The 24,803-nt window shown below is 65.5% G+C and carries 22 protein-coding genes and 1 pseudogene; 8 read left to right on the top strand and 15 right to left on the bottom strand.

The window, feature by feature from the left end; all coding sequences use genetic code 11:
* Positions 1-47 precede the first annotated feature (47 nt).
* The 3 genes from ASG27_RS09415 to ASG27_RS09405 all read right to left on the bottom strand — a co-directional run bounded on the left by ASG27_RS09415 (position 48) and on the right by ASG27_RS09405 (position 2,450).
* Positions 48-737: a TetR/AcrR family transcriptional regulator gene (locus ASG27_RS09415; RefSeq protein WP_056415223.1), complete on the bottom strand. Its 690-nt coding sequence runs from the start codon at positions 735-737 to the stop codon at positions 48-50.
* Positions 738-944: 207 nt separating this feature from the next.
* A complete protein-coding gene (locus ASG27_RS09410; RefSeq protein ID WP_056415220.1) occupies positions 945-1,238 on the bottom strand; it encodes a hypothetical protein in 294 nt (97 codons plus the stop codon).
* 288 nt (positions 1,239-1,526) lie between these two features.
* The gene (locus ASG27_RS09405; protein ID WP_235503982.1) at positions 1,527-2,450 is read right to left on the bottom strand and encodes a LysR family transcriptional regulator; all 924 of its coding nucleotides are present in this window, start codon (positions 2,448-2,450) and stop codon (positions 1,527-1,529) included.
* A gap of 72 nt (positions 2,451-2,522) precedes the next feature.
* On the opposite strand from ASG27_RS09405, the gene ASG27_RS09400 reads away from it, so the two are divergent.
* On the top strand, positions 2,523-3,518 hold the full coding sequence (locus ASG27_RS09400; RefSeq protein ID WP_056415217.1) for a Bug family tripartite tricarboxylate transporter substrate binding protein: 996 nt from the start codon (positions 2,523-2,525) through the stop codon (positions 3,516-3,518).
* 17 nt (positions 3,519-3,535) lie between these two features.
* Positions 3,536-5,191 carry an FAD-dependent monooxygenase gene (locus ASG27_RS09395; protein WP_056416273.1) on the top strand — a complete coding sequence of 552 codons (1,656 nt, stop codon included), beginning with the start codon at positions 3,536-3,538 and terminating at the stop codon, positions 5,189-5,191.
* Between the two features lie 123 nt (positions 5,192-5,314).
* Here the strand turns inward: ASG27_RS09395 and ASG27_RS09390 are convergent, their stop codons facing one another.
* A complete protein-coding gene (locus tag ASG27_RS09390; protein WP_056415214.1) occupies positions 5,315-5,704 on the bottom strand; it encodes a nuclear transport factor 2 family protein in 390 nt (129 codons plus the stop codon).
* Between the two features lie 291 nt (positions 5,705-5,995).
* Here ASG27_RS09390 and ASG27_RS09385 point away from each other — a divergent pair, with 291 nt between their 5' ends.
* The 3 genes from ASG27_RS09385 (at position 5,996) to groL (ending at position 9,140) form a co-directional block, all read left to right on the top strand.
* Positions 5,996-6,898, top strand: a complete 903-nt coding sequence (locus ASG27_RS09385; protein ID WP_056415210.1) for an AraC family transcriptional regulator — start codon at positions 5,996-5,998, stop codon at positions 6,896-6,898.
* Between the two features lie 206 nt (positions 6,899-7,104).
* Positions 7,105-7,395 (top strand): co-chaperone GroES, encoded by a 291-nt coding sequence (locus ASG27_RS09380; RefSeq protein ID WP_056173280.1) that lies wholly within the window; start codon positions 7,105-7,107, stop codon positions 7,393-7,395.
* A 92-nt stretch (positions 7,396-7,487) separates the two neighbouring features.
* On the top strand, positions 7,488-9,140 hold the full coding sequence (gene groL / locus ASG27_RS09375) for a chaperonin GroEL (protein WP_056415207.1): 1,653 nt from the start codon (positions 7,488-7,490) through the stop codon (positions 9,138-9,140).
* 340 nt (positions 9,141-9,480) lie between these two features.
* On the opposite strand, the gene ASG27_RS09370 is transcribed toward groL, so the two are convergent.
* From ASG27_RS09370 to edd, 4 genes and pseudogenes are all read right to left on the bottom strand, one after another.
* A complete protein-coding gene (locus tag ASG27_RS09370) occupies positions 9,481-11,580 on the bottom strand; it encodes a TonB-dependent siderophore receptor (RefSeq protein WP_056415204.1) in 2,100 nt (699 codons plus the stop codon).
* Between the two features lie 317 nt (positions 11,581-11,897).
* Positions 11,898-12,050, bottom strand: a pseudogene (locus ASG27_RS25875) (DUF805 domain-containing protein); the annotation flags it as partial.
* Between the two features lie 20 nt (positions 12,051-12,070).
* The gene (eda, locus tag ASG27_RS09365; protein WP_056415201.1) at positions 12,071-12,700 is read right to left on the bottom strand and encodes a bifunctional 4-hydroxy-2-oxoglutarate aldolase/2-dehydro-3-deoxy-phosphogluconate aldolase; all 630 of its coding nucleotides are present in this window, start codon (positions 12,698-12,700) and stop codon (positions 12,071-12,073) included.
* Positions 12,701-12,970: 270 nt separating this feature from the next.
* On the bottom strand, positions 12,971-14,740 hold the full coding sequence (edd, locus tag ASG27_RS09360; protein WP_056416270.1) for a phosphogluconate dehydratase: 1,770 nt from the start codon (positions 14,738-14,740) through the stop codon (positions 12,971-12,973).
* A 97-nt stretch (positions 14,741-14,837) separates the two neighbouring features.
* Here edd and ASG27_RS09355 point away from each other — a divergent pair, with 97 nt between their 5' ends.
* Entirely contained in the window at positions 14,838-15,758 is a 921-nt protein-coding gene (locus ASG27_RS09355; protein WP_056415198.1) for an SMP-30/gluconolactonase/LRE family protein, read from the top strand.
* On the opposite strand, the gene ASG27_RS09350 is transcribed toward ASG27_RS09355, so the two are convergent.
* The 4 genes from ASG27_RS09350 to pgi all read right to left on the bottom strand — a co-directional run bounded on the left by ASG27_RS09350 (position 15,739) and on the right by pgi (position 19,822).
* Positions 15,739-16,119 (bottom strand): T6SS amidase immunity protein Tai4 family protein, encoded by a 381-nt coding sequence (locus ASG27_RS09350; protein WP_082485892.1) that lies wholly within the window; start codon positions 16,117-16,119, stop codon positions 15,739-15,741. The two genes, ASG27_RS09355 and ASG27_RS09350, sit on opposite strands and share 20 nt — an antisense overlap.
* The gene (locus ASG27_RS09345; RefSeq protein ID WP_235503981.1) at positions 16,116-16,574 is read right to left on the bottom strand and encodes a type VI secretion system amidase effector protein Tae4; all 459 of its coding nucleotides are present in this window, start codon (positions 16,572-16,574) and stop codon (positions 16,116-16,118) included. Before ASG27_RS09345 ends, ASG27_RS09350 begins: the two co-directional genes overlap by 4 nt.
* Positions 16,575-16,792: 218 nt before the next feature.
* Positions 16,793-18,013 (bottom strand): AGE family epimerase/isomerase, encoded by a 1,221-nt coding sequence (locus ASG27_RS09340; RefSeq protein WP_056415191.1) that lies wholly within the window; start codon positions 18,011-18,013, stop codon positions 16,793-16,795.
* A 246-nt stretch (positions 18,014-18,259) separates the two neighbouring features.
* Positions 18,260-19,822 carry a glucose-6-phosphate isomerase gene (pgi, locus tag ASG27_RS09335; RefSeq protein ID WP_056415189.1) on the bottom strand — a complete coding sequence of 521 codons (1,563 nt, stop codon included), beginning with the start codon at positions 19,820-19,822 and terminating at the stop codon, positions 18,260-18,262.
* Between the two features lie 212 nt (positions 19,823-20,034).
* Between pgi and zwf the strand changes: the two genes are divergently transcribed.
* Both zwf and ASG27_RS09325 read left to right on the top strand, forming a co-directional pair.
* A complete protein-coding gene (gene zwf, locus ASG27_RS09330; RefSeq protein WP_056173250.1) occupies positions 20,035-21,489 on the top strand; it encodes a glucose-6-phosphate dehydrogenase in 1,455 nt (484 codons plus the stop codon).
* Positions 21,490-21,539: 50 nt separating this feature from the next.
* A complete protein-coding gene (locus tag ASG27_RS09325) occupies positions 21,540-22,001 on the top strand; it encodes a hypothetical protein (protein WP_056415184.1) in 462 nt (153 codons plus the stop codon).
* Here the strand turns inward: ASG27_RS09325 and gloA2 are convergent.
* From gloA2 to ASG27_RS09310, 3 genes are all read right to left on the bottom strand, one after another.
* Positions 21,984-22,403, bottom strand: a complete 420-nt coding sequence (gene gloA2, locus ASG27_RS09320; protein ID WP_442854087.1) for an SMU1112c/YaeR family gloxylase I-like metalloprotein — start codon at positions 22,401-22,403, stop codon at positions 21,984-21,986. The two genes, ASG27_RS09325 and gloA2, sit on opposite strands and share 18 nt — an antisense overlap.
* 68 nt (positions 22,404-22,471) lie before the next feature.
* Positions 22,472-23,458, bottom strand: a complete 987-nt coding sequence (glk, locus tag ASG27_RS09315; protein WP_056415182.1) for a glucokinase — start codon at positions 23,456-23,458, stop codon at positions 22,472-22,474.
* Between the two features lie 271 nt (positions 23,459-23,729).
* On the bottom strand, positions 23,730-24,794 hold the full coding sequence (locus ASG27_RS09310) for an ABC transporter ATP-binding protein (RefSeq protein WP_056415178.1): 1,065 nt from the start codon (positions 24,792-24,794) through the stop codon (positions 23,730-23,732).
* Between the last annotated feature and the right edge of the window lie 9 nt (positions 24,795-24,803).

Raw genomic sequence — 24,803 nt, 5'->3', positions numbered from 1 at the left:
CGTTGAGCGTTGAGCGTTGAGCGTTGGGCGTTGGGCGTTGAGAGGATCTACTTGGCAGCGCGTCGTGCTCGTGCGGCAGGCTCTGGGCGGGGTACAGGGCCAGGTGCAGGGCCGCCGAACGGCTGGTGCACCACGGGGTCGCAAAACGGCAGGTTGCTCACGGCGCGGATGGCGCGGGACATCTGTGCCACCACCTCTGCGGTGGTGAAGGCCCGCGCATCGCGCACGGCGGCACGGCTGATGGCCTCGTCCACCGTCCGCACCGCGCCCATCACGGCGGCGGCGCACAGGCGCACTTCGAAATCATGGTGCGAGCGGCCCAGCCGGTCGCCGATCAGTGCCGCCACTTCCTCCTCGCCGTCGTGGTACGAGTGCAGCCAGACGGAGCGCAGGTCGGGCTCCTGCGGCAGCGCGGCGATCAGCCGCACCACCAGCACCATGTCGGCGATCTCTTGGGGCGAATGCCTGTCCAGCGCGAACTGGTCGGCCAGATGCACCTCGATCGGCTGGCTGTGGGGCCAGGAGCGCAGCTCGCGCGCAAAGCGCTGCCAGGTCTGCGCGAACAGCGGCGAGACGCAGCTCTCCTTGTTGCGAAAGTACCGCCACAAGGTGCGCTCTGAAATGCCGGCGGCCGCCGCAATCTCGCTGCCGCTGGTGGCGCCGAATCCTTGGTCGGCAAACAGGCGGGCAGCGACGCGGGCTACGCCAAGGCGGGAAATTTCTGTGCGGTGGGCCAAAACAGGAGATGTCAGTTTGCGCCATCTTAATGGCATTAACTGACAGACCCCTCACCCCAAAAGGTCATGCCGACCAACAAAAAGGGCTCCCACACGGGAGCCCAGTTTGCTGTCGCGTCGCGGCGGGTTTAAAACACTCCCCATGGCAGCACCACCAGCGACATGCTGCCAATGCCACCACCATGGGAAGGCCCGCAACTGCGTCAATTACATCGCGCTGATTTCGCCCGAAGGGATCGTGCCGGTGCGCACGGCTTCAGCAGCCTGGGCACGCACGGCAGCGCGGTCGGCCGTGGACTTGTAGGTCACGACGCGCGAACCAGCGGGCTCGATGCTGCGGGTCTGGGCGACGGTGGAAGCTTCGGCAGCCACTTCAGCGCCGGTGCGGTTCGTTTCGAATTGGGTAGCGAATTGCGAAGCATCGGCTTCGTCAGCGTGGGCACCGAAAGCAGCGAAAGCGGACACAGCGGCGATGGAGAGAAAGCGTGCGGTCTTGTTCATGATGAAAGTCCTTGAGGTTAAAAAGCGTCTCAATAAAGCCGGTACAAAACCATTCTTGAACCGGGTTCGGTGAGTCGCCTTGCGGGTTCGGCTCATCGATGGGTTGAACTGTACGCCGGTGGTGTTCAGAGAAAAACCGCCCAGTCGCGAACTGACTGTTCCAGTATTGAGAACAATCAACCCCAGCGGTGTGCCTGTCTGTCGAAGGACTGCTGGCCCACGCCAAGCCCGGGTGCACAACCGCACCGCCGCGTCCGACAGGGCTTGGCCCCTCCGGCCTGCGCGGTCCTAACTGGGCAGGCTTGCGGCTGCACGTTTGAGCGCTGCGGCAAACGCGAGTGCGGCCGGCTTGGGCTGCGTGCCGCGCTTGGACACCAGGTACAGGTCCAGGTAGGTCACCGGCTCGCGCAGCATGGCCACCGCGAGGCCCTGGCGCAGGCACTCTTCCAGAGCGAAGGACGGTATGACGGCGTGGCCCCGACCGGCACGCACCATGCCAATGATGGTGCCCATCAGGTTCATGCGCGGGCGCTCATCGTGCACGCGCCCCAGCTGCGAGAGCTGTTTTTCGATCACCACCTGGATAGGGTTGTCCGACGGCAGGCTCACCAAAGGCATGCTTTTGAGACTGCTCCACGGCTGGCTGACCGCCAGGCCTCCTTGGCCCGCCACTGGCGGGCTGATGCGCATGAGCCGGAACTTGCACAGCGGCTGGCGCGACAGGCCCACCGCCGGCTTGACGAAGAAACCCAAGCCGATGTCTGCCTCGCCCTCCAGCACATGCTGGCGCACCGTGCCCACCTCGACGTCGGCCAGATGCACCTGCACCTGGGGATGGGTCTGGGCGAAGCCGCGCACTACGTCGGGCAGCAGGCTGGCCGAGATCATGGGCGTTGCCGCCACCCGCAGGCGCGAGCGCACGGCGGACTCGCTGCCGTCGAGCACGGCACCCAGCGTGCGCAGCTCGCCAACGATGCTTTCGGCCACCGGCTGCAGCCGCCTGCCCGCGTCGGTCAGCGTGAGCGAACGCGTGGTGCGGTTGAACAGGCGCGCGCCGACCTGGTCCTCCAGCTCCTTGATCAGCATGCTCATGCCCGAGGGAGACAGGTGCACCTGCTCGGCCGCCTGGGCAAAGCTCTGCAGGCGCGTGACCTCCAGAAAGGCGTGGAGCTGCCGGCTGCTGACATTCATCAGCTTTGTTGACGAATTCATCAGAATTTTCCGTTTGATTCACATCAAGACTGTCGCTGTAATTGTGGTCCAACTACCCAAGAGACAAACACCATGACCATGGCAATCCCCTTGCAGCCGCCGTCCCTTCAACGCAGACGCCTTGTGCTCGGTGCCCTGGCCACGGCGGCAGCGCCACTGGTCCATGCGCAGGCTGGCAGCGACGCGTCGGTGCGCCTGGTCGTGCCTTTCACGCCCGGCACGGGGATCGACCTGATCGCGCGCCAGATCGCAGGCCCGCTGTCCGAGCGGCTCAAGCGGCCTTTCTTTGTCGACAACAAGGCCGGGGCGTCGGGGATCATCGGTACGCAGGAGGTGGTGCGCGCGCCAGCCGACGGCACGACCCTGCTCGTGAGTGTCAACACGCTGGTGATGAACATGGCGCTGTACCCCAAGCAGGGCTTCAACCCGCTGACCGACCTGCAGCCCGTGAGCCAGACGAGCTGGGGCCAGCTGCTGCTGGTGGCCAGCGAAGGCGCAAGAATCCAGTCGCTCAAGGAACTGGTCGATCGCGCCAAGGCAAAGCCGGGTGCGCTCAACTATGGCTCGCCCGGCGCCGGCACGCCGCACCACCTGGCGATGGAACTGCTCAAGAACCGCGCGAAGATCTCGCTCACGCACATCAGCTACCGGGGCACGGCCCCCGCCGTGACCGACCTGCTGGGCGGGCAGATCGACGCGATGTTCCTGCCCATCCATGTGGCCCTGCAGCATGTGAAGGCGGGCAAGCTCAAGGCGCTGGCCATCAGCTCCAGCACGCCCCACCCCCTGCTGCCGGAAGTCCCCTCGCTGAACAGCCTGAAGCTGGGCGACCTCAACGTGGACATGTGGTACGGCGTGTTCGCACCCGCGGGTACGCCGCGCGCCTTCGTTGACCGGCTGAACACCGAGCTGCGCGACGTGCTGGCGCAGCCTGCGGTCGCCAGGTCGTTCGAGACACAGGGCATGACACCCGCCCACAGCACCCCGGATGCCTTCGCGAAGCTCGTGGCCGCAGACGCCAAGCGATGGTCGGACCTGATCAAGGCCCAGGGCATCACCGCCGAATGATGAAAGCAGCAGACCCCATGAACGACATGAACAAGGATCAGGCCCTGCCGGCCCCCCAGGACGCCGAGGTCGTCATCGTCGGCGGTGGCCCGGTGGGCATGGGCCTGGCCATCGAGCTCGGCCAGCGCGGTGTACGCACCATCGTGGTGGAGCGCTATCCGCAGCCCCAGCCCATCCCCAAGGGTCAGAACCTGACCCAGCGGACGATGGAGCACTTCCACTTCTGGGGCGCTGAAAAGGAGTTGCGCGCCGCGCGCACCATCCCGGTGGAATACGGCATTGGCGGCCTGACCGCACACGGCACGCTGCTGGGCCCCCACACCTACGATTGGCTGCAGCGCGACCTGGTCAAGCCCTACTACTTCACCGGCAACGAACGGCTGCCGCAGTACGCGACCGAGGCCGTGTTGCGCGAGCGCGTGGCGCAGTTGCCATCGGTACGCACCATCTATGGCTGGGAAGCCAAGGCCGTGGCGCAGGATGCCGATGGCGTGTCGATCACCATCACCGAGCGTGGCGGCACGGGCGAGCGCACCGAGCGCGTGCTGCGCGCCGCCTACGTGGTCGGATCGGACGGCGCGCGTTCGGTCGTGCGCGAGCAGGCGGGCATCACCCAGACCCGCACGGACCACGACCGCATGATGGTGCTGCTGGTCTTCCGGTCGCCGGGGCTGCACCAGCTGCTTGAACGCTATCCCGGCAAGTCCTACTACAACGTGCTGCAGCCCGAGCTGCAGGGCTACTGGAAGTTCTTCGGCCGCGTGGACCTGGGCAACACCTGGTTCTTCCACGCGCCCGTTCCGCCGGGCACGACGAGGGACAACTTCGATTTTGCGGGCTACCTGCACGAGGCGGTGGGCGCGCCGTTCGGTGTGGAGTTCGAGCACATCGGCTTTTGGGACCTGCGTTTCATGCTGGCCGACAGCTATCGCCAAGGCCGGGTCTTCGTCGCCGGCGACGCAGCGCACAGCCACCCGCCCTACGGCGGCTATGGTGTGAATTCGGGGCTGGAGGATGCGCGCAACCTGGGCTGGAAACTGGCGGCCCGGTTGCAGGGCTGGGGCGGCGAGCGCCTGCTCGACTCGTACGACGAGGAGAGGCGCCCTGTGTTTGCCTCGACCATGCGTGATTTCATCGCCCGGTCCATCGACACAGACCGCGAGTTCCTGAACACGCACGACCCGCAGCGCGACCGCGCCGCGTTCGAGGCTGCATGGCAGGCACGGGCGCAGGGCGCCGTGGGCGAGGTGCATGCGTTCGAACCCCACTACGAGGGCTCGGGCGTGGTCTGGGGCAGCGCGGGCCGCGTCAGCAGCGCCAAGGGATCGCACCGCTTTGACGCGAGAGCCGGCCACCACCTGGCGCCTGCGGTGCTGCCGTCCGGCAGCAACGTGTTCGAGGCGCTGGGCACCGGCTTTTCGCTGCTGGCCTTCGGGGCCCACGCCGACGCGGTGCAGGCCTTTCGCGCCGCCGCGGCGGACACGGCGCTGGCCCTGACCGTCGTGGAGGCCCACGGCGCAGGCGAGCATGAGCGCTACGGCGCGCAACTGGTGCTGGTGCGTCCGGACCAGTTTGTCGCCTGGAGCGGCAGCGACGCCAGCGTCTCGACGGACAGGGCCCGCCAGATTCTGCAGACGGCCTCTGGCGGACTCGCGCGGGTGGTCGCGGCCTGACGCCAAGTTGCGCTTCGGATGGGGGCGGGCTGGTGCCCCGCGGGCGCCGCAGGCCGCGCCCCCTGCCTGCCTTGCCGTGCCCTGGTCAGCAGGACGACGCGGCTCCGCGAAAGGAACCTAACCTTACTGTCCCCAGAACGCGTCCTCCTGGGCCTGGTCGCTGGAGAAGAGACGAACCTCCACGATCTTTCCACCGTCGATACGGATCAGGTCCACACCCGGCTGCCGGAGCGTGATGCCGTTGGCTTCACCCGCGAATTCGATGGTGATGGCCACCCAGTCGCCGTTGGCCATGTAGTGGTCGGCGCGCGTGATGGCGAAGGTTCCCTGGGAGACTTCCATCATCTTGCCCAGCATCGGGCCGACGCTGGCCATGCCCCGGTGCGTGCCAGAGAACTGGTTGCGGCCGGGCTGGTGCCAGACCACTTCGGGTGAGATGAGGCTGCCGAGCGCGGCCTGGTCACCGGTCTGCACGGCACGGATGTAGGTTTTGGCGATGTCGATGGAGTTCATGGAGCGATCCTGTGAATGGTTTCAGGGGTTCAGTGGCGGTGGTGTCTGGACATGGGCGATGTGTGGGGCACACACCTCCTGCGCGCCGACGGCATCCCCCTGAATCCAGCGCTCGTTCGTTGCACTCCAGCGCGAGGACGATGTGCCCGCCATCTGGCGGACGCCGCCCTCGTGCCTAGCGTTTTCAAAGAACTTGCTGAAGGTGATTGTTGGACATCGGTCGTCTTTCATCACGGCATTTCAGCGACAATGAATGGTAGTTTTTAGACATTGGACCATTCCAATACCGCCATGGCGCGCCCGCACGACATCGAACGCCTGGAATACCAGCCGCAAGGCGCGTATGCGCTGGATGTGGAGGTCTTCACGATGGCCGAGCTCCGGCAACGGGGCAGCAGGGAGAAGGTGCGTACCACGCACCGCTACGGGTTCCACATGCTGGCGTGCGTCACGCAAGGGGTTTGCAGACAGGTGATCGATTTCAGACCGGTCGTCTGTGCACCAGGCTCCCTGCTGGTGGTACGCCAGGGACAGGCCCACAACTTCGGGCCCCACGAGAACTGGGATGGCTGGATCGTGCTGTTTCGCCCGGAGTTCGTGCTGCCCCCGCCCGTGCCGCTGCGCCAGCCTGCATTCGCGGCCGATCTGGCGCGTCTGCCCGAACACATGCCGCTGGACAACGATGCGCTGCACACCGTCACCCGTGCGCTGGCCCAAATGCGCGAGGATTCGCAACTCCAGGGGCCCCTCGCAGAGGTCAAGACGCTGCTGCTTCACCAGCTCCATGCGCTGCTCACACGGCTAGGACTTCTGCACGGCCCTCGCTCCCCGCAGGAGGCGCTGCGCTCACCAGCATTGCAGCGCTTTCAGCGCTTCCAGCAACTGGTGGAGGAGCGGTTCACGCGGTGGCACCAGGTCGCCCGCTACGCACGACACCTTGGCTGCACCGAAAAGAGCCTGGCACGCGCCAGCGCGACCGGCAGCGGCATCACGGCCAAGGCGTTCATCGCAGCGCGGATCACCCTGGAAGCCAAGCGCTTGCTGGTGCACACGAACCTGACGGTGGCGTCCATCGCCGACAGGCTGGGCTTCGATGAGCCCACCAATTTCGGAAAATTCTTCAGGCGCGAGGCCGGCTGCACCCCCGCGGAGTTCCGCAGGCAGCAGCTGGACGCGACCGTGCTGCCGGGCTGACGCTCCCTGGGGGACCCTCTGCGAAGTTGTTACGTTACAAATCACGCAAAAGCACGGGCCGTCTTGAAACCGCCACAATTGCCCGTATCATTAGCACTCACCCCAGACGAGTGCTAACACCGCTGTCTGCCGGGAATTTTGTAGCGTCCGCTCCGCGGGCGTTTTGAGTCCCTCAGCCTTTTTTCACTGACAACAGGAGCATTGCAATGAACCTTCGCCCTCTGCACGATCGCGTGATCGTCAAGCGTATCGAAAGCGAAACCACGACCGCCTCCGGCATCGTGATCCCTGACAACGCCGCTGAAAAGCCCGATCAAGGTGAAGTGCTGGCCGTCGGCCCCGGCAAGAAGAACGACAAGGGCGAAGTGCTCGCCCTGAACGTGAAGGTCGGTGACCGCGTTCTGTTCGGCAAGTACTCGGGCCAGACCGTCAAGGTCAACGGCGACGAGCTGCTGGTCATGAAGGAAGACGATTTGTTTGCAGTGGTCGAGAAGTAATTCTCCCCGCTGATTCACTCATTTTTTCATAGCTGCTCGCGCTTTCCAGACAAGCGCCAGCAGCCAGTTTGAACCCAATCTAGGAGCTCCAAATGGCAGCAAAAGACGTAGTTTTCGGCGGCGAAGCCCGCGCACGCATGGTTGAAGGCGTGAACATCCTGGCCAACGCGGTCAAGGTGACCCTGGGCCCCAAGGGCCGCAATGTGGTGCTGGAGCGCTCGTTCGGCGCCCCTACCGTGACCAAGGACGGTGTGTCCGTGGCCAAGGAAATCGAACTCAAGGACAAGCTGCAGAACATGGGCGCCCAGCTCGTGAAGGAAGTGGCCTCCAAGACCAGCGACAACGCTGGTGACGGCACCACCACCGCCACCGTGCTGGCTCAAGCCATCGTGCGCGAAGGCTTCAAGTACGTGGCCGCCGGCATCAACCCGATGGACCTCAAGCGCGGTATCGACAAGGCCGTGACGGCCCTGGTCGCCGAGCTGAAGAAGGCTTCCAAGCCCACGACCACCTCCAAGGAAATCGCCCAGGTCGGTTCGATCTCCGCCAACTCCGACGAAACCATCGGCAAGCTGATCGCTGACGCCATGGACAAGGTCGGCAAGGAAGGCGTGATCACCGTGGAAGACGGCAAGTCCCTCGAGTCCGAACTGGACGTCGTGGAAGGCATGCAGTTCGACCGCGGCTACCTGTCGCCCTACTTCATCAACAACCCAGAAAAGCAATCCGCGATTCTGGACAACCCCTTCGTGCTGCTGTTCGACAAGAAGATCAGCAACATCCGCGACCTGCTGCCCACGCTGGAGCAAGTCGCCAAGGCCGGCCGTCCCCTGCTGATCATTGCCGAAGAAGTCGACGGCGAAGCCCTGGCGACGCTGGTGGTCAACACGATCCGCGGCATCCTGAAGGTCGTGGCTGTGAAGGCTCCAGGCTTCGGCGACCGCCGCAAGGCCATGCTGGAAGACATCGCCATCCTGACGGGCGGCAAGGTCATCGCTGAAGAAGTGGGCCTGACCCTCGAGAAGGTGACCCTGGCCGACCTGGGCCAGGCCAAGCGCATCGAAGTGGGCAAGGAAAACACCATCATCATCGACGGCGCCGGCGCTGCTGCTGACATCGAAGCCCGCGTCAAGCAAGTGCGCGTGCAGATCGAAGAAGCCACGTCCGACTACGACCGCGAAAAGCTGCAAGAGCGCGTGGCCAAGCTGGCTGGCGGTGTGGCCGTGATCAAGGTCGGCGCTGCCACCGAAGTCGAAATGAAGGAAAAGAAGGCCCGCGTGGAAGACGCACTGCACGCCACGCGCGCAGCTGTGGAAGAAGGCGTTGTGGCTGGTGGCGGCGTGGCCCTGCTGCGTGCCAAGCAAGCTGTCGGTGACTCGGTCAAGGGCGACAACGCCGACCAGGAAGCCGGTATCAAGCTGGTCCTGAAGGCCATCGAAGCGCCTCTGCGCGAAATCGTGAACAACGCCGGCGGCGAAGCCTCGGTGGTGGTGAACGCTGTGTTGGCCGGCAAGGGCAACTACGGTTTCAACGCCTCGAACGACACCTACGGCGACATGCTCGAGCTGGGCATCCTGGACCCCACGAAGGTCACCCGTACGGCCCTGCAGAACGCTGCCTCCGTGGCATCGCTGCTGCTGACGACCGAAGCCATGGTTGCTGAAGCACCCAAGGACGAGGCCGGCGCTGGCGGCGGCATGCCCGACATGGGCGGCATGGGTGGCATGGGCGGCATGGGCATGTAATTGCCCACCGGACCTGCGCGGGGTGGGCCACGATCCTGCCGCGCGCAAGCTTCCAACAAAAACCCCCGCAGGCTGCGAAGCCTGCGGGGTTTTTTAATGGGCAGCACCTTCGCGATTGCGCTGCAGGCCGTGCTCGAAGTTCACGCCGTTCGGGCGGAGGCCGACCGGTTCTGTCGAAACTCTGCGCGGCGCTTCGACAGGCTCAGCGTGAACGGTTCAGTGGAGTGCCCAAAGACGACGCGCCGACACCCTGATGCGTTGATGCTTTGATGCATTGATGCGTCGGTCAGTTGATACCCTGGTACCCCAATGCGCAATGCGCAATGCGCAATGCCAGCGATCAGAACCGGTACGTCGCGCTCAGCACCATATTGCGCCGGGTGGCCCACCAGCAGTCGCCGCGTGCCAGGCAGGTGCTCATGTACTTCTTGTCGGCCAGGTTGCTGATGTTGAGCGCGTAGCGCCAGTCCTGCGTGTCGTAGGCCAGCAGCGCATCCACCACGCCGGCGGACGGCACCTCGGGCCCGGTGCGGTCGCGGAACGACGAGAGCCAACGGTACCCTGCCCCGACCGAGAAACCGCGCACATTGCCCACGGCAAATCGGTACACGCCCCACACGGCGGCCTGGTGGCGTGGCAGGCCTTCGAGCACAGGGTCGGCATCGGTGTAGTTGTAGTGGGCGGTCAGGTCGAACGCGGTGGCCACGCGGGCCTTGTATTCCAGCTCCAGGCCCTTGTTGCGCGTCTGGCCCGCCTGCAGCACGTTCTTGGGGTTGGTGGGGTCGGCCACCTGCTGGTTCTTTTCCTTGAGGTCGTACACCGCGGCGGTGAACTGGGTGGCGCTGCCCTCGGGCACGTACTTCACGCCCACCTCGATCTGCTCGCCTTCCAGCGGCTTGAAGCGCTGGCCGTAGGCGTTGGTGCCGCTCACCGGGCTGAAGGACTCGGCGTAGCTGATGTAGGGCGTCCAGCCCCCGGCCAGTTGGTACATCACGCCCAGGCGCTTGGTGGTGTCGCTGGTGCGGTCATCGGCCGAGCCGGCCAGGCTGTTCACGGCGCGGTCGTGGCGCAGGCCGGCGATGAAGATCCAGTTGCCCCACTTCATCTGGTCCTGCAGGTACAGGCCGCCCTGGCGCTGCACGTTCTCGGGCTTGGCGGCCATCGCAGGGTTGATGCGGTTGCCGTACACCGGTGCGAACGCGTCGATGGGCGTGTTGTACGAGTCATCGGCTTCGGTCTTGTTCTCGGTCTGCCGGTTCCAGTCCACGCCCAGCAGCAGCTGGTGACGCACCGCGCCGGTGGTGAGGTTGCCTTGCAGGTGCGTATCCACCGCGGCCATGCGGGTGCGCGTGACATTCTTGCCGTACAGGCGGCCCACCAGGCGCTGGTTGACGGGGTCTGCGCCGAAGCCGCCAGGCTCGGTGAAAAAGTCGGCGTAGTGATATCCGCCCCGGTTCTCATTGCGCGCCAGGCGCAGGTTCTGGCGCACGGTCCAGGCGTCGTTGAAGCGGTGCTCGAAGAGGTAGCCGATGGATTCGCGGTCGGTGTCGTAGTAGTCGCCCGGCTCGCCGATGAAGCGGTTGATGGGCAGCTTGCCGTTGGGGTTGGGCAGCAGCGTGCCGGACCACGGCAGGAACTGCGCCGTGCTGCCGGTACGGTCTTGCTGCCAGTGGGCCTGCAGAACGAGCGACGTAGCGCCATTGGGGCGCCAGGCGAGCGATGGTGCGATCAGGCGCCGGTCGTTTTTCACGTAGTCGGTTTGGGTGTCCGCATCGCGCGCCACGGCCACCAGCCGGTACGACCATTCGCCGTCTTTGGTGAGCGGGCCCGTCAGGTCGGCCTGCAACTGCTTGCGGTTCCAGCTGCCGAACTGCACGCCGACTTCGCGCTGCGCCTCTTGCAGGGGGCGCTTGCTGACCATGTTGACCACGCCGGCCACGGTGCCCGCACCGAACAGCATGCCGGACGGGCCGCGCAGCACTTCCAGGCGCTCCAGCGCGTAGGGGTCGGACGCGATGGTGCTGGTGTAGTAGTTGTAACCCTGGCGCAGGCCGTCCAGGTAGGTGTCCGGCGAGCTGCCGCGCACCCGCACGCTGTCGGCGCGGCTGTCCAGCCCGTAGGCATCGCTGCGCACCCCGGCGGCGTAGAGCAGTGCCTCCTGAAAGGTCGTGGCGCCCTGGTCCACCAACTGGTCGCGGGTGACCACGGTGACGGACTGCGGGGTTTCCGACAGCGGCGTGTCGGTCTTGGTGGCGGTGGCTGCATTGCGTGCGCGGTAGCCCACCACGGGCGCGGTGGCGGACTCTTTCTCGGCGTTGGCGTCCACACGCACTTCGGACAGGGTCGCCGGGGCGCTTTGCGCCATCACCGCTGCAGGCACCCCACCGAAGGCCAGGGCGATGCCGATGCAGACCGCAGTCTGCCGATGTTGGAATGTCATGATTTTCAGGAATAGAAATAGGAATGATTTCCATTCTAAAAATCTACGCGACCAACCGGCAGCTTCTGTGGCGCGATGTCGTACAACGACAACACACGGCCTGGCCGTGATCATCCCATTTTGCTTCTCTTTTGATAGCTGCTAGCGCTGACCAGACAAGCGAAAGAGCTCCTTTTTACCCGTGCTTCGGGTCTGCAGTATCTTGCACGCACTGCACGCCCACGGGAGCCCCGACCCCGGCCGCCCACCAAAAAGCCCGCTGACCATGAGGACAGCGGGCTGCGCGAGCGAGCCCTCAAGCCCGGCGTCTGATGAGATCAGCCTTCGCTAGGCTGCGCCCACCAGACCAGCAGCAGCAAGAAGCCGATACCGGTCAGCAACAGCAGTTGCCACCAGCCGCTGCGGCCGATGTCGTGCAGGCGGCGCGTACCCACGGCGAGTGCGGGCAGCAGCAGCGCGATGGACACGATGCGCCCGCACCCCGCTGGATTCAGCTTGCCTGTCGCAGGCTTTGCGTCTCACGCGCCAACTGCGTGATGCGCGCCCAGTCCCCGGCACGCACGGCATCGGTCGGCGTGAGCCACGAGCCGCCCACGCAGCGCACGTTGGGCAGCGCCAGATAGTGGGGCGCGGTAGCGTTGGTGATGCCGCCGGTGGGGCAAAAGCTCACCGCACCGAACGGGCTGACCCAGGACTTGAGCAGCGGAATACCGCCCACCGCCTCGGCCGGGAACAGCTTCAAAAACGAGAACCCATCGGCCAGCGCCGCCATGATCTCGCCCGATGTAGCCACGCCCGGCAGCAGCGGCAGGTTCAAGCCCTTGCAGGCACTGCCCACGGCCGAGGTGTAGCCAGGGCTCACGGCAAAGCGCGCGCCCGCCTCGCTCGCGCGGCGCGCGTCATCGGCGTTGAGCACCGTGCCCACGCCCACCACGGCTTCGGGCAGGTTGCGGGCGATGGTCTCGATGGCCGGCAGGCCGGCGGCGGTGCGCAGCGTCACCTCCAGTACCTTCACGCCGCCGGCGAGCAGCGCTTCGGCCAGCGGCAGCGCGTCTTCCACGCGGTCGATCACGATGACGGGGATGACGGGGCCATGGCTGGCGATATCAAGCGGATTCATGAGTGTTTGCTCCTTGGTGTCTTAGGTGTCGGATGCCGCAGGCGGCCTACAAAACTGGTGCGGTGCCATGTCAAGGTTTCTGTAGAACTGGTTTTGCCAGGGCCCGGGTGCGCCACCCCTGCGGGTGGACGAGCAACGGCATGGCAGGCGATACAGAGGGGCCTTCAATGACCTGCTACCGTTCTGGCTGAGCTTTTGTCGAAGCCTCGCGCAGCGCTTCGACAAGCTCAGCGTGATCGGTTGTGTATTTTGGAATGCCAATGGGGAAACCTACAGCCATGTGCAGGCGCCCTGCTCCGCACCGCCCGCATGGCGGCGGAAGTTGGTGAAGAGTTCGCGGCCGAAGCCGACCTGCGAGGCCGCGTTGTACGGTGCCGGCACGCGTGCCGCCCAGGTGGCCTCGTCGACCAGCACGTCGAGCGTGCCGGCCACAGCGTCCACCCGCACGATGTCGCCGTCCAGCACCTTGGCCAGCGGACCGCCGGCCAGCGCCTCGGGCGTCACGTGGATGGCGGCGGGCACCTTGCCCGATGCGCCGCTCATGCGGCCGTCCGTCACCAGCGCCACCTTGAAGCCCTGGTTCTGCAGCACGGCCAGCGGAGGCGTGAGCTTGTGCAGCTCGGGCATGCCGTTGGCCTGCGGGCCCTGAAAGCGGACCACGGCCACCATGTCCTGCTGTACCTCGCCCGCGCTGAAGGCGGCGAGCAATGCTTCCTGCGAGTCGAACACGCGCGCGGGCGCTTCGATGATGTGGCGGTCTTCCGGCACGGCCGAGACCTTGATCACCGCACGGCCCAGGCGCCCCTGCAGCAGGCGCAGGCCGCCCGTGGGCGAGAACGGCTCGCTCACCGGCCGCAGCACCGACACATCGCCGGACACCGCCGGTGCGGCCTGCCCGCCTTCGGCGATGCCGCCTGCGTTCACGCTGAGCACGTCGCCGTGCATGAGGCCGTTGTCCAGCAACTCGCGCAGGATCCAGGGCGGGCCGCCCGCGGCCTCGAACTGGTTCACATCGGCATCGCCATTGGGGTACACGCGGGCCAGCAGCGGCACCACGGACGACAGCTCGTCAAAGTCCGTCCAGTCGATCAGGATGCCGGCGCTGCGCGCAATGGCCACCCAGTGGATCAGGTGGTTGGTGGAGCCCCCGGTGGCCAGCAGCGCGGCCATGGCATTGACGATGCAGCGCTCGTCCACCAGGCGCCCGATGGGCGTGAAGCGCTGGCCGCGCTTGCCGATGTCGAGCACCGTGCGCACCGCCTGGCGGGTGAAGGCCTCGCGCTCGCCCGTGCCGGGTGGCGCAAAGGCTGCGCCGGGCACATGCAGACCCATGGCTTCGAGCAGCATCTGGTTGCTGTTGGCCGTGCCGTAGAAGGTGCAGGTGCCGGGGCTGTGGTACGCGGCCGACTCGGCCTTGAGCAGCTCGTCACGCCCCACCAGACCCTGCGCGTACTGCTCGCGCACCTTGGCCTTCTCCTTGTTCGGCAGGCCCGAGCCCATGGGGCCGGCGGGCACGAACACGCAGGGCAGGTGCCCGTAGTGCAGCGCACCGATCAGCAGGCCCGGCACGATCTTGTCGCACACGCCCAGCAGCAGCGCGGCATCGAACACGTCGTGGGACAGCGCTACCGCCGTGGCCATGGCAATCGCGTCGCGGGAGAACAGCGACAGCTCCATGCCGGGCGTGCCCTGCGTCACGCCGTCGCACATCGCCGGCACGCCGCCCGCCACCTGGGCCGTGGCGCCGTGGCGGGCGGCCTCGTCGCGCAGCAGCGCGGGGTAACTTTGGTACGGCTGGTGGGCCGACAGCATGTCGTTGTAAGCCGTCACGATGCCGATGTTGGGCGCCTTTTCGACGGTGACCTTGAACTTCTCGGCGCCGGGCAGCGCTGCGTACGCGTGGGCCAGATTGGCGCAGCCCATGCGGTCTTGCGGGGGCTTGCGCTGGATCATGGCGTCGACACCGGCCAGATAGGCGGCCCGCGTGTCCACGCTGCGCTGGATGATGCGAGCCGTCACGCGCGCTACGACTGAATGCATGGGATGCTCCATCGGTGGGGAAAGGAGGGAAAAGGCCTGTGCACAGGCCCTGTTCTGGGCCCTAGAATGTAACTCGATAACCACCGCACTTCAACCCATGACCCTTGAGCGCCTGCCCCTTCCGCCGTCCGAACTGGGCGAATCCCCTTTCTGGCACCCCGAGGAAAAATCCCTTTACTGGTGTGACATTCAGGGACACACGGTGAATGCCTGGAACCCCGTGAGCGGAGAGCACCGCCAGTGGAAGACCCCGAGCGAGCCCGCATGCTGCGCGCCCTCGGCAGGCGGAAACATCGTAATCGGGTTACGGGACGGCTTCTACCAACTCGACACCGCCAGCGGCGACCTCACCCTGCTGGCGCTGCTGCCGCCGGACCAGCACGACACCCGGCGCCTGCGCCTGAACGACGGCCGCTGCGATGCGGCAGGCCGCTTCTGGGCGGGCTCGATGATCACCCCGCGCACCGCGCCCGACGCGGCCCTGTGGTGCCTGTCGGCGGCTGCAGATGGCACCGGCTACACCGTGCGGCACATGGCCGGCGACAACTTCACCGCCAACGGCCTGGCCTTCAGCCCCGACAACCGTGTGATGTACTGGTCCAACACGCCCGAGCACCGCATCGACCGCTTTGACTTCGACCTGGCCACCGGTGCGATCACCCACCGCCGACCCTGGGTGCATTTCGACCGCAAGGTGGACGGCCAGCCCTACGGAGGCCGGCCGGACGGCGCGGCGGTGGATGTGGAGGGCAACTACTGGGTGGCGATGTACGAAGGCGCCTGCGTGCTGCAGCTGTCTCCGACAGGCGATGTGCTGCAGCGCGTCGCCGTGCCGGTTCAGTGCCCGACCATGGTGTGTTTTGGCGGGGAGGATTTGCGCACGCTGTACATCACGTCGGCGCGGGCCGGGCGGCCTGTGGAAGAGCAGGAGGCTGAGGTGCCCGCGGGGTCGCTGTTCAGCGTGGCAGTTGATACGACTGGACTCGCTGTTCAGAAATTTACTGCTTCGACTTTTTGACTGTTGCCCTGGCGGTCAGTTGATCCAACTCTTTGCTGTGAAATAGATCAATGCATTTCATGGTCTTGAACTCAGAGGGCACTGACCCGCCATATTGGAGCGCAACATACTTGGCAACCAGTGCCCTGATCTGCTCATACACCACCAAATCTTGGTGGCCAAACTCCAGGTAGGCGCCAGCCGTTGACGCGGCGTCCTGCGCAGTGCGTTCATCTTGCGCCACCTGCGCCAGACAAATGCTGAGGGCCCAGTTCTTCAGCAGTGTTTTCTGGGAGTATTGACTCGTCTGCGCCAAAGGCCGTGCAAATGCCGGTGGCGTTATCCATGCTATCAGCGCAAGCGCAATAAAAAGTGCTTTCATGACAAGATCCAGAGCAATCCAATATCAGGCACAAACGGACCACTGTCAGGGTCTGCCATCAAATGGCAACTATCAGAACATTTGACCCCATCCCACAGCGTGATATGCCCCACCGCATTGGCCCAGCCCTGCCCTTTGACGACGATGATGCCCTTCAGCCCATGAAAGTCGGTTGTCTTTGGCGCCCGCACAGACTTGTCAGGTCTGCCAAAAGTCTGTTCCAAATAGGCCATCATCTCTGACACACGGTACAGATACTGCTGACCATCTGCACCGCTGACTGACTTGTATGACTGCCCCTTGGGGATGGGAAAGCCAGTCATATTCAGAACATAGCTCATTCTGATGGCACAAGCATTTTGAAAGCCACCGAGCTTTGGATCAAGCTCAGTGTTTTTGTAAACCATACCGCCAATCTTGCGCCCGACCTCTTTGACGGGAACACGAACCGTCATGAAAGCGCGCCATGCATGGTTAAAAACCGGTCTTCTAGGGCGTGTCATTGAACTTAATCTTTAAGAAATGCGCACTCTAGCAAACCACTGGCACAGGAGAAGAGAAAAAAATCTTCAGATTTTCAAACTCAGCACTTTCGTCCAACTTCGGCCACAGAATTAATCGATACCTTCATAATCAGGAGTGTTGAAAAATTAACTTTCACACTCCGGCACGGTTAACCGATCGCCAACAAAACGTCATAAACCGCCCCCATGTTGTGATAGTCCACCTTGCCCGCGTTGCTCTTTTCACGCGTGTGGTTGCGGTTGGCGCCGTCGAGGATGCGGAACCACGCGCCGTGCTCGTGGTCCACGAAGTGCTCCCAACAGTAGCTCCAGATGCGGTAGTACCAGTCCCAGTACTGCGGCTCGCCGGTGCGCACGGCCAGCACGGCGGCGGCGGCCATGCTTTCGGCCTGGACCCAGTGGTACTTGCCGTCGTCGCAGATGCTGCCATCCGGCGCCATGCCGTAGACGATGCCGCCATGCACGGCATCCCAGCCCTTGGCCAAGGCGTCGTCGAACAGGAATCGTGCGCAGGGCAGGTGCCAGTCGGCGGGCGCCAGGGCGTCCAGTTGCAGCAGCAGCTTGGCCCATTCGGTCTGGTGGCCGACCTGGTAGCCCCAGGGGCGGAAGATATTGGTGCGGTCGTGGCGGTTGTATTCCCAGTCCACCGACCAGTCCGCCTGGTAGTGCTCCCACACCCAGCCTTCGGCGGCGGGGGCCGATGCGCGGTCCGACAGGGCCGCTTGCCGCTGGCAGATGCCTTGGGCAAGCTGCTCGGCGCGCTCGATATAGCGTTGCTCGCCCGTGGCGCGAAAGGCCGAGATCATCGCCTCGCAGGCGTGCATGTTGGCGTTCTGGCCGCGGTAACCGGTCAGCGCCCAGTCGGGCGAAGACTCGTCGGCATAGAGGCCTTGCGAGGGCTGCCAGAAGTGGCGCTCGGCCGTGTCGAAGGCCTCGGCCAGCCAGGCGCGCGCCTCGGGCACACCCGCCTCGAACGCGCGCGCGTACGCCAGCATCACGAAGGCCATGCCGTAGCAGTGCCGCGTGGCATCGAGCACGGTGGCGCGGCCATCGTGCCAGTCGATCAGCCATGCGTAGCCGCCCGTGGCAGGGTCCAGAAAAGCGTCGCGCACGAACTGCAGCGCGTGCCGCATGCCGGCCTGGTAGCGCGCCTCGCCCGTGGTGCGGTACAGCATGGCGTGCGTGACCACGAAGCGTGTGGCGCTGACGAGGTGGCGGGTGCGCGTGTCGTACACCGTGCCGTCGTCCAGGAAGAAGTGGTACAGGCCGCCACTCGGGTCGGTCGCCACCGGGTCGTAGAACGCCATGGTGTCGCGCAGATGCTGGCGCAGAAAGGTGGGCGATCGGAAGTCCGGCAGGGGGGCAGTCATGGTGAAAATCTCCTGGACCGTTCGGGCTGAGCTCGTCGAAGCCTTGGCCCATCGCTTCGACACAGCGCGGCGTGAACGGATGTTTGTTTTGAGGGGTCGGGTTGCGTGCTGGATGAAGCGCTGCGCGGGGCTTCGACAGGCTCAGCCTGAACGGGATGGGAATGGTCGGCAAATGGGCGGCCGTGGGCGGCAATGGGCGGCGATGGAACGAAGGCAGGGCGCGTGCGCCCTGCCCTGCACTTCAGATCACATGCCGCTGCGCAGGCGGCCCAGCAACCCGGCGGTCGAGCCATCCAGCCCCGTGGTGTCGCCACTGGCCAGGCGCGCCTCCAGGTCCTTAGCCAGCACCTTGCCCAGCTCAACACCCCACTGGTCGAAGCTGTTGATGCCCCACAGGCTGCCGCTCACGAACACGCGGTGCTCCTGCAGCGCAATGAGCGCGCCCAGCGATGCGGGGGTGAGCGCATCCAGCAGCAAGAAGGTGCTGGGGCGGTTGCCCGGAAAGTGCCGGTGGCCGTCCTCGCCCTCTTTGCCCACCATCAGCGCCTGGGCCTGCGCCAGGGCGTTGGCCAGCAGCTTTTCGTGGTGGCCCTTCAGGGGGTGCGTGGCCTGGCGCACGGCGATCAACTCCAGGGGCAACACGTCCGTGCCCTGGTGCAGCATCTGAAAGAACGCATGCTGGCCGTTGGTGCCCGGCTCGCCCCACAGCACGGGCGATGTGGCATAGGGCAGCGGCGTGCCATCGAGCGCCACGCGCTTGCCGTTGCTCTCCATCTCCAGTTGCTGCAGATAGGCGGGCACGCGGCGCAGCGCCGCATGGTAGGGCGCGATGCAGCGGCTGGTGAAGCCGTGGAAGTTGCGGTACCAGACGTCGAGCAGCCCCAGGCGCACCGGCAGGTTCTGCGCCAGCGGTGCGGTGCGAAAGTGTTCGTCCATGGCGTGCGCACCCGCCAGCAGGTCGCGAAAGCCTGCGGAGCCGATGGCAATGGCGATCGGCAAGCCGATGGCCGACCACAGCGAGTAGCGCCCGCCCACCCAGTCCCAGAAGCCGAACGTGGTGGTGATGCCCAGCGCCCGGGCGGCATCGACATTGGTGGTGAGCGCCGCGAAATGGCGCCCCACATCCTGCCCCCCTTGCGCCGCGAACCACGCCAGGGCCGAGCGGGCGTTGGTCATGGTCTCGGCGGTGGTGAAGGTCTTGGAGGCGATGAGGAACAGCGTGTTCTGCGGCCGCAGCGACTGCAGCACGGTGTGCAGCTCGTGGCCGTCCACATTGGAGACGAAGTGCAGCCGCTTGCCCTGGGCGCGGAACTCTTCGAGCGCCAGCACCGCCATGTGCGGCCCCAGGTCCGAGCCGCCGATGCCGATGTTCACGATGTCGGTGATGGTGCTGTCGGCCCGCACCGTATCGGCATACGCCAGCATGGCATCGAGCGTGGCATGCACGTCCGCCAGATGGCCGGCGATGCTGCTGTCGTCCCCGGGCAGTGCCAGGCCCGCAGGGCGGCGCAGCAGCGTGTGCAGCACGGCGCGGCCTTCGGTGCTGTTGATGGGCTGGCCGCTGAACATCGCGTCGCGGTGCTGCGTGAGGCCGGTGGCCCGGGCCATGTCCAGCAACAGGGCTTCGGTGGCGCTGTCCCACAGGTTCTTGGACAGGTCGGCGAACACATGCGGGGCCTGCTGGCTGAAGCGGCCGAACCGCTGCGCATCGTCGGCGAAAGCCTGCCGAAGGTCCAGCTGGTGCCCGTGGGTGGAATAGGCAGCCTGCAACTGAGGCCACTGCGGTGTCTGATCGCAACGGAGGGACATGGTGGAATTCACGAGAGGTAAAAGAACACGCGGCGAGATAGTAACTTGATTACCTAATTTGTTCGATACCTTTTGGCAGCCGAACTGTCATAAATCGTTCTACGGCCTTTGCACCTACACATTCTGATGTAACGAGATTACAATTTCGAGCCTGCACATGGCCCTCAGCAGGACTGCGTGCACACCACCCACACCACTGATACGGAGACCCCATGAGTTTTGACCTCGTCCTGTTTGGAGGCACCGGCGATCTGGCCTGGCGCAAGCTCATGCCCGCGCTCTTTCAGGCCTTTCGCCACGGGACCTTGCCCGAGGGGGGCCGCATCATTGCGGTGGCGCGCGACGAGCTGAGCGACGAACAATACCGCAGCCTGATCCAGTCCCGCTTCGACAGCGTGGACCTGGCCAAGCGCCCCACCCCGGACGAGTTCGAGCGCTTCGGCGCGCTGCTGCACTACCTGCGCATGGACCTGTCGCAAACGCAGGACTACGCCCGCCTGGCCGGCGTGCTGCAGGAACGCGGCGCCGACACGGTGGTGATGTACGTGGCCACGGCCCCCAGCCTGTTCACCAACGTGTGCGAGCAGATCGCCGCCGTCGGCCTGAACGGCCCCAGCACCCGCGTGGTGCTGGAAAAGCCGCTGGGCCACGACCTGAAGTCGAACCAGGCCATCAACGACACGCTGCGCCGCGTGCTCAAGGAAGAGCAGGTCTTTCGCATCGACCACTACCTGGGCAAGCCGTCGGTGCAGAACCTGTTTGCGATGCGCTTCGGCAACGCGCTGTTCGAGCCCCTGTGGCGGCGCGAGCACATCGCCAACATCCAGATCACCATCGCCGAAGAGCTGGGCGTGGAAACGCGCGGCGCCTTCTACGACCAGACCGGCGCATTGCGCGACATGGTGCAGAACCACGCGCTGCAGCTGCTGTGCGCCATCGGCATGGAGCCGCCCATCAACTCCAGCGCCAACGCGATCCGCGACGAGAAGCTCAAGGTGCTGCAGTCGCTCAAGCCCTGGAGCATGGAAACCATCGGCCAGCACGTGATCCGCGGCCAGTACGCCGCAGGCAAGACACACGGGCACAACGTGCCGGGCTACCTGCAGGAAAAGGGCGTGGCCGGCAGCAGCACCACCGAGACCTTCGTCGCGCTGCGCACCGAGATCTCCAACTGGCGCTGGGCGGGCGTGCCGTTCTACATCCGCACCGGCAAGCGGCTGGCGGGGCGCGACGCGCACATCGTCGTCAACTTCCGCCCCGTGCCGCACCCCATCTTCAAGATGCCCACCGGCGCGGTGAACCGCCTGGTGATCAACCTGCAGCCCAAGGACGGCCTGGAGCTGCACCTGCTGGCCCAGGGTGCCCCCCAGAACCAGACCGAGCCCGCGCTGTCGCAGGTGGCGCTGAACCTGGACTTCGACCAGCGCTTCGGCACCGAGCGCGTGGGTGCCTACGAGCGCCTGCTGCTCGACGTGATCGCAGGGCGCCTGAACCTCTTCGTGCGCAGCGACGAGCAGGAAGAAGCCTGGCGCTGGGTGGAGCCCATCCTGCAGCACTGGAGGAACGACCCCGCCGGCCCGCGCCCGTACGCACCGGGCAGCTGGGGCCCCAGCGCTGCCAGCGCGATGATCGCGCGCGATGGGCATTGCTGGAGTGAGGAGATGTAGAGCCGCAGGGTCCTCCTATAGTCCACATTCGCCTTCAACATAGCTGCACGATGCCCGCGAAGCAAAAGACCTTTTTTGCCTTGATTTCAATCGCCCTGCTGGGGCTCATGGCCTTCTTCGCCCCACTAGCTCCGGCAGGGTGGAAGTCCGCTTGCGCCTGTATACCGCGAGATCTGGACTTCATGCACTTCCTGTCTCTCAACATTGACCAAGCATCGTATCCAGAGCCGCTCGATCTCGACAAGCTGGGCGGACAGGCCGTAGCTGCAGGCTTTTTGCAGAAGATTCCGATTGGCTCAAGTTTGGAAAAAGTCAAGGAGGTCAGCGGTAGCCTGCAGTCCAATTGCCAAAGGATGGATATCCGTGCGTATCAGTGCGACTACTGGTTGCAATCCAACCGAACATCTGAGCGCGGCTACACCGTGACTTTTCACCTGTCGCAGCATCAAAACTTACAGTCCGTTGATGCACGGCTTGTCACCAGAGAGCACTCCTCAAAATACTGGTTTTGACCCGCCTTCTCCGGCAACGGGCATATAGACAGCCGGCCCCACCAGTTCGATCGGCAACCCATCCGGGTCCGCAATGAAGGTGAACAGTGCCCCCGTGAAAGGATCGGTGCGCACCGGCTCCACGGCCACACCGTGCAAGGCCAGCACCTTAAGGCTGGCATCGAGGTCCGCTACCCGCAGCGCCAGATGGCGCAAACCGCAGGCTTCGGGGTACGAGGGACGTGCTGGCGGGTTTGGAAACGAGAACAGCTCGACTTGCGTTCCGTCGGGCAGCTGCAGGTCGAGCTTGTGCGACTGGCGCTCGGCGCGGAACACCTCGTTCACCACCCGCAGACCCAGCACCTCAGTGTAGAAGCGGCGCGAGCGCGCATGGTCGCTCGCGATGATCGCCACGTGGTGGATGCCGCCCAGCTGCAGTGCAGGCAGCGCAGCCTGCGAGGGTGGCGCAGGCGGATCACTGCCGCCCACCGTCACCCTTCGGAGCCCGCGATATCGAGTGCGCGCGATGCGCCGTACAGCGCGGGCGTGGCGCTGGGGTCGATGATCCAGCAGGGGATGTCTGCGAGGTAGGACTTGAAGCGCCCCTTGGCCTCGAAGCGTGCGCGGAACGAGGATTGGTCGAACCACTCGCCCAGGCGCGGCACCATGCCGCCGCCCAGGTACACGCCGCCGCGGGCGCCCAGCGTCAGGGCCAGGTTGCCGGCCACGCTGCCCAGAAAGCCGCAGAACAGATCCAGCGCCTCGAGCGCCAGGGCATCCTGGGACTGCAGCGCCAGTTCCGTCACCTGCGCGGCGGAGCTCACCTCTTTGCCGCCGCGCTGCGCGAGGCGGCGCACCGCGTGGTACAGGTCCACCAGACCCGCGCCGCACACGGCGCGCTCGGCGGACACGTGGCCGTAGCGCTCCTGCAGGATGGCCAGCACGTCGAATTCACGCTGCGTCTGCGCGGCCAGCGTGACGTGCCCGCCCTCGCCCGACAGCGGTACGCCCGCGCTGGAGCCTGGCGGGAAGACCAGGCCGGACACCCCGAGCCCCGTGCCGGGCCCGACGAGCGCAATGGCACTGCCGGGCACCGCCTGGCCGCCGCCGACCTGGCGCAGCAGGTCGGGCGTGAGCAGCGGCAGCGCCAGCGCCAACGCCGTGAAGTCGTTGATGACCACCAGCCGCTCGAAGCCGAACGCCTCGCGCACCGCGCGCTGCGAGAAGCTCCAGCTGTGGTTGGTCATGCGGATGGCGTCGCCCGTCACCGGGTTGGCAATGCCGAAGGCGGCCTCGCGCGGCGTGGGCACGCCCACTTCATTCAGGTATGCCGACAGCGCGGCATCGACGGTGGGGAACTGCGCGCAGGGCAGCACGCGGGTGTCGTTGAGCGGGCCGGTGGGCGAGTCCTGCCAGGCCAGGCGGATGTTGGTGCCGCCGATGTCGGCGAGAAGGCGCTGCGGGTGCGTGGAGTGCATGGGCTTGAAGAAAAATGTTCTGCAGCTATGAAAAATATAGCTGCTTGCGCTTGATGGACGAGCGGTACAGGCAGTTTTTACCTGAAATACAAAGCCCCGCAAAGACCTAAGTCTCCGTCCGAAACATCTTGGACGTTTTGATGCGCGCAGCGAGCGCGGTCGTGGAACCGGTGCCGGCCGGGCATCGGGTGCACCCCCTACCCTCGTCGGAAGAGGTCGCGAGAGCGAGGCTACAGCAGCGCCGCCAATCCCAGGGCGCTGTCGCTACACCTCAGCCCAGCCGCTCTTCGGTCTTCGCGTCGAACCAGTGCGCGTTGGCCGGCGCCACGGTCAGGCCCACATGGTCGCCGGGCTGCACGCGCGTTTGTGCATCGGTGCGCAGCGTGACGTTGCCAGCGGCGGTATCGACCATCACATAGGTGTCCGGCCCGGTGGGCTCGACCACGCTCACCTGGCCACGCCAGGGCGCGTCGTCCTGCATCTGCAGGTGCTCGGGGCGCACGCCCAGCAGCATCTCGGGCACGCACCGGGGCGGTGCCAGGCTCAGCGACGCGCCCTCGATGCCGAACTGCCCGGCCGGCTGCACGCCGCCGCGCAGCAGGTTCATGGTGGGCGAGCCGATGAAGGTCGCCACGTACGTGTTGGCCGGGCGGTTGTAGATCTCGTCGGGGGTGCCCAGCTGCTGCACCACGCCGCCCTTCATCACCGCGATGCGCGAGCCCAGGGTCATGGCCTCGACCTGGTCGTGCGTCACGTACACGCTGGTGATGCCGCTGGCCTGGTGCAGGCGCTTGATCTCGGCGCGCATCTCCACGCGCAGCTTGGCGTCCAGGTTGGACAGCGGCTCGTCGAACAAGAAGAGCTGCGGCTGGCGCGCCAGCGCCCGGCCCATGGCCACGCGCTGGCGCTGGCCGCCCGACAGCTGGCTGGGCCGGCGGTCGAGCAGGTGGGTGATCTGCAGCATGGCGGCGACTTCGTCGATGCGCTTTTGGCGCTCGGGCTTGGGCATCTTGCGCATCTCCAGCGCAAAGCCGATGTTGTCGGCCACCGACAGCGTGGGGTAGAGCGCGTAGCTCTGGAACACCATGGCGATGTCGCGGTCGCGCGGGGGCATGCCCACCACGTTCTTGTCGGCGATGCGGATCTCGCCCTCGGTGGGCTCGTCCAGGCCCGCAATGATGTTGAGCAGCGTGGACTTGCCGCAGCCCGAGGGGCCGACCAGGATCAAAAATTCGCCCGGTGCCACGTGGATGTCCACCTTGCGCAGCACCTCCACGCTTTTGTCGCCCTTGCCAAAGCGCTTGTTGATGCCTGCGATGTCGAGTGATGACGCCATTTTCTTGAT

The sequence above is a fragment of the Acidovorax sp. Leaf191 genome, from assembly GCF_001424425.1.
Lineage (GTDB): Bacteria > Pseudomonadota > Gammaproteobacteria > Burkholderiales > Burkholderiaceae_C > Acidovorax.
This window is presented reverse-complemented; position numbering and strand designations above follow the sequence as displayed.

Excerpts from the sequence above, each read along its gene's own strand:
- ASG27_RS09370 (WP_056415204.1), bottom strand. The coding sequence starts at position 11,580 with ATGACATTCCAACATCGGCAGACTGCGGTCTGCATCGGCATCGCCCTG.
- zwf (WP_056173250.1), top strand. The coding sequence starts at position 20,035 with ATGAGTTTTGACCTCGTCCTGTTTGGAGGCACCGGCGATCTGGCCTGG.
- ASG27_RS09410 (WP_056415220.1), bottom strand. The coding sequence starts at position 1,238 with ATGAACAAGACCGCACGCTTTCTCTCCATCGCCGCTGTGTCCGCTTTC.
- ASG27_RS09405 (WP_235503982.1), bottom strand. The coding sequence starts at position 2,450 with ATGAATTCGTCAACAAAGCTGATGAATGTCAGCAGCCGGCAGCTCCAC.
- glk (WP_056415182.1), bottom strand. The coding sequence starts at position 23,458 with ATGCACTCCACGCACCCGCAGCGCCTTCTCGCCGACATCGGCGGCACC.
- ASG27_RS09400 (WP_056415217.1), top strand. The coding sequence starts at position 2,523 with ATGACCATGGCAATCCCCTTGCAGCCGCCGTCCCTTCAACGCAGACGC.
- ASG27_RS09340 (WP_056415191.1), bottom strand. The coding sequence starts at position 18,013 with ATGACTGCCCCCCTGCCGGACTTCCGATCGCCCACCTTTCTGCGCCAG.
- ASG27_RS09310 (WP_056415178.1), bottom strand. The coding sequence starts at position 24,794 with ATGGCGTCATCACTCGACATCGCAGGCATCAACAAGCGCTTTGGCAAG.
- ASG27_RS09345 (WP_235503981.1), bottom strand. The coding sequence starts at position 16,574 with ATGACGGTTCGTGTTCCCGTCAAAGAGGTCGGGCGCAAGATTGGCGGT.
- eda (WP_056415201.1), bottom strand. The coding sequence starts at position 12,700 with ATGAATCCGCTTGATATCGCCAGCCATGGCCCCGTCATCCCCGTCATC.
- ASG27_RS09390 (WP_056415214.1), bottom strand. The coding sequence starts at position 5,704 with ATGAACTCCATCGACATCGCCAAAACCTACATCCGTGCCGTGCAGACC.
- edd (WP_056416270.1), bottom strand. The coding sequence starts at position 14,740 with ATGCATTCAGTCGTAGCGCGCGTGACGGCTCGCATCATCCAGCGCAGC.
- ASG27_RS09395 (WP_056416273.1), top strand. The coding sequence starts at position 3,536 with ATGAACGACATGAACAAGGATCAGGCCCTGCCGGCCCCCCAGGACGCC.
- ASG27_RS09325 (WP_056415184.1), top strand. The coding sequence starts at position 21,540 with ATGCCCGCGAAGCAAAAGACCTTTTTTGCCTTGATTTCAATCGCCCTG.
- ASG27_RS09380 (WP_056173280.1), top strand. The coding sequence starts at position 7,105 with ATGAACCTTCGCCCTCTGCACGATCGCGTGATCGTCAAGCGTATCGAA.
- ASG27_RS09350 (WP_082485892.1), bottom strand. The coding sequence starts at position 16,119 with ATGAAAGCACTTTTTATTGCGCTTGCGCTGATAGCATGGATAACGCCA.
- ASG27_RS09385 (WP_056415210.1), top strand. The coding sequence starts at position 5,996 with ATGGCGCGCCCGCACGACATCGAACGCCTGGAATACCAGCCGCAAGGC.
- groL (WP_056415207.1), top strand. The coding sequence starts at position 7,488 with ATGGCAGCAAAAGACGTAGTTTTCGGCGGCGAAGCCCGCGCACGCATG.
- pgi (WP_056415189.1), bottom strand. The coding sequence starts at position 19,822 with ATGTCCCTCCGTTGCGATCAGACACCGCAGTGGCCTCAGTTGCAGGCT.
- ASG27_RS09355 (WP_056415198.1), top strand. The coding sequence starts at position 14,838 with ATGACCCTTGAGCGCCTGCCCCTTCCGCCGTCCGAACTGGGCGAATCC.